This is a genomic window from Desulfolutivibrio sp. (assembly GCF_036584575.1).
GTDB lineage: Bacteria > Desulfobacterota > Desulfovibrionia > Desulfovibrionales > Desulfovibrionaceae > Desulfolutivibrio.
On the sequence record NZ_JAZHDB010000183.1, the window covers coordinates 1 to 2664 of the forward strand.

The window sequence follows — 2664 nt, forward strand, 5'->3', positions numbered from 1 at the left end:
GAAGGACATCCAGTCCGGCCGGTTCGCCCGCGATTTCATTCTGGACAACAAGGCGGATGGGGCCGGAAGCGGCGCTGCCGTCTGGTCCGACGCGGCCTGGCTGTTTGTGCTGCGCCCGTAGCCGGACGCGCCGAGCGCGCGGCCGCATGGAAACAACCGGCGGCCCGGCGGGGGAATGGTTCCCCGGCCGGGCCGCCCAATTTGAAAAGGAGATTGGCATGGCTCTTCGACTGTCCACCGGACTGCGCAACAAGCTCTTGAGCACCGGCAGCTTCAAGGAAACCCTGGCCGACGGCGTCATCCGCATCTTCCCCGGGGTGCAGCCCACCACGGCCGACGACGCCGAAGGGGCCACCCACCTGGCCCAGATCACCCTGGGATCGGGAACCTTCACCGCCGGACAGGCGGCAAACGGCCTGGAGTTCGGCACGGCCGCAGGCGGCATCCTGTCCAAAAACACCGGCGAGGTCTGGTCCGGGGTGGCGGCCACCAGCGGCACGGCAGGCTGGTTCCGCTTCTACGCCAACGATCTGGCCACCGGGGCCTCCACGGACACGGCCCGTTTCGACGGGTCCATCTCCACCAGCGGGGCCCAGCTCAACATGTCCAGCACGGCCATCACCGCCGGGGCCACCACCACCATCGACAGCTTCACCATCACCTTCCCGGCCTCGTAGTGTGGCGTTCACAAAAAAACATTTTGTTTTTTTGTGAATAAAAATCATAAATTCAACATGTTGCCTCCTGGCAAACCATAACGGAAATTGCCGAACGCAACACGAGCGGCGGACGGGCGTCCGGGGCGTGTCGTCCCGGGCGCCCGCCAGGCCACGGCCACGGCACAGGCTCCATGCCGCGCAAACCGGCATGATTCGCGCCCCCGCAACCCCATGGACCGGAGACCACATGCCCGAAGCCTATCCCCTGTCCCTGCCCTGCCGATTCGACGGCTTCCCCGGCCGCATCCGGGTCACCTGCGGCCCGGCCTTCGATGCGCTGCGCGGATGCCCCTACAGCTTCGGCAGCCGGGTGACCTGTTCCAGAACCCCCCTGTGCGGCGTGGCCCAGGACGACTACCTGCCGGGTTCGGCCCTGCCCCGCCAGGAGATGGTCTTCTCCAACACCGGGGCCGACGACGATTTCAGCCTGAAAATTTCCTTCACCGGCTACGGCACCTTCCACCTCGCCGCGCCTACGGACGCCCGCTACAGCCTGTCCGTGGTCAAGGGGGTGCGCATCGAGGCCTTCGGACTCGACCGCACGTTCGAGATCACCGACCTGTGGGAGACGGGAATCGTGGCCGAAACCGACCTGAGCCTGCCGCCGCCCCTGCCCGGCATGGTCTGGGTGGACGACGAGGCCAGGGCCAGCACCTACGCCGTCACCTGGTACGGCGGGGTGGGAACGGCCGGGTATGCGGCGCTTGGCGGCGTCCTGCAACTTGGCGGCGCGGCCCACCTGCGCCTGGGGAGGACGTCGTGAGCCGCATCGCCTACCACCTGACCAACGGAACCCTGTCCCGCTCCCTGCCCGACCCCCTGGAACGGGCCCTGTACCAGGACCACCTGATCGTCCACCGCTTCGGCGATGCCTGGGGCTACCTGCCCCGCCAGGACGACGAGCTGCTCCTGGTCGAGGGCACGCTCATCATGTCCTCGTGCAGCACCTACTGGCCCCTGGCCAACGACCTCTGCATCGCGGGCACGGACGGGATAAACGGCAGTTGGGTGCCCCAGCCCCCGGGATCGACGCCGCAGTATGTGGGCGTGCGCTTCGCCTCCCCCCTGCGGGTCACGGGATTCCAGTTCTCCTGCGGGGTACGCGAACTGTCCGTGTGCCCGTATGCCACGGGGCCGTGCGCCTATCCCAGCACCTTCGTCCTGGAGGCCTCCAACGACGAAGCCCTGTGGACGCCGCTTCTCGCCGTGACGGACTACCGGGCCATGCGCGTGGCCACGGCCTCGCCCTTTCCCGACGAACGGATGCAAGACTATGAGCTGGGCCGCATCTTCCTGTCCGACCTCATGGATGTGCCAAACGACTCCTTTTATCTGGCCTATCGCATGCGCATCGAGGCGGCGGTCACGGATCTGTTTGGAAACTACAACGTCTCGGAGCTGATCTTCCATGGACAACACTCCTGATCCCCGGGCCGACACGCGGCGTGAGGCGGCCCGGGCCGTGCGGCAAGCGGCCATGAGCGGGGACATCGGCCACAATCCCTTTTCCCGAACCCGGTTCCGGGTCGTCTCGACCGACGGGACGCGGCCCGGGAAACGCGACGGAGATGGCCGGGAAGGTGAACCATGAGCCAGCTTTTCGACTACCTTTTCGACATCGAGGCCGCCCCGGAGGACGACCGCAGCGCCGACGGCCTGTGCGCCGTGTTTCTCAACGTCCGGGGCACGGGAACCTGCGGCGTGACCACCCCCGGCAACACCCCCTGCGACGGGCCGGTCCCCGGCGAGGAAGACCAAAGCGGCTACGTTCCCGGGGAGGACGGCTGCACCGGCATCGTCTTTCCCGGCCTGGAGGCGACGGCTGCGGCCACGGTGGGCGCGGCGGCCGAGGCGACCCTGCCCCTGCCCCGGTGCCAGGCCCTTGGCCCCTCAAATATTCCCAATTATAATTACACTATCATCTTGTATCTTGAAGGTCTCAATC

Annotated in this window: 4 protein-coding genes and 1 pseudogene; all 5 read left to right on the plus strand. The window is 66.9% G+C overall.

The annotated features are described in order from the left end of the window. Positions 1-218: 218 nt before the first annotated feature. Positions 219-677 (plus strand): hypothetical protein, encoded by a 459-nt coding sequence (locus tag V3572_RS13325; protein ID WP_332111505.1) that lies wholly within the window; start codon positions 219-221, stop codon positions 675-677. Positions 678-906: 229 nt separating this feature from the next. Continuing rightward, a complete protein-coding gene (locus tag V3572_RS13330) occupies positions 907-1482 on the plus strand; it encodes a hypothetical protein (RefSeq protein ID WP_332111506.1) in 576 nt (191 codons plus the stop codon). Further along, positions 1479-2144 carry a hypothetical protein gene (locus tag V3572_RS13335; protein WP_332111507.1) on the plus strand — a complete coding sequence of 222 codons (666 nt, stop codon included), beginning with the start codon at positions 1479-1481 and terminating at the stop codon, positions 2142-2144. The genes V3572_RS13330 and V3572_RS13335 overlap by 4 nt, the downstream gene beginning before the upstream one ends. Then, on the plus strand, positions 2128-2310 hold the full coding sequence (locus V3572_RS13340) for a hypothetical protein (RefSeq protein ID WP_332111508.1): 183 nt from the start codon (positions 2128-2130) through the stop codon (positions 2308-2310). The genes V3572_RS13335 and V3572_RS13340 overlap by 17 nt, the downstream gene beginning before the upstream one ends. Continuing rightward, positions 2307-2664, plus strand: a pseudogene (locus V3572_RS13345) (hypothetical protein); the annotation flags it as partial. The gene V3572_RS13340 and the pseudogene V3572_RS13345, both read left to right, overlap by 4 nt.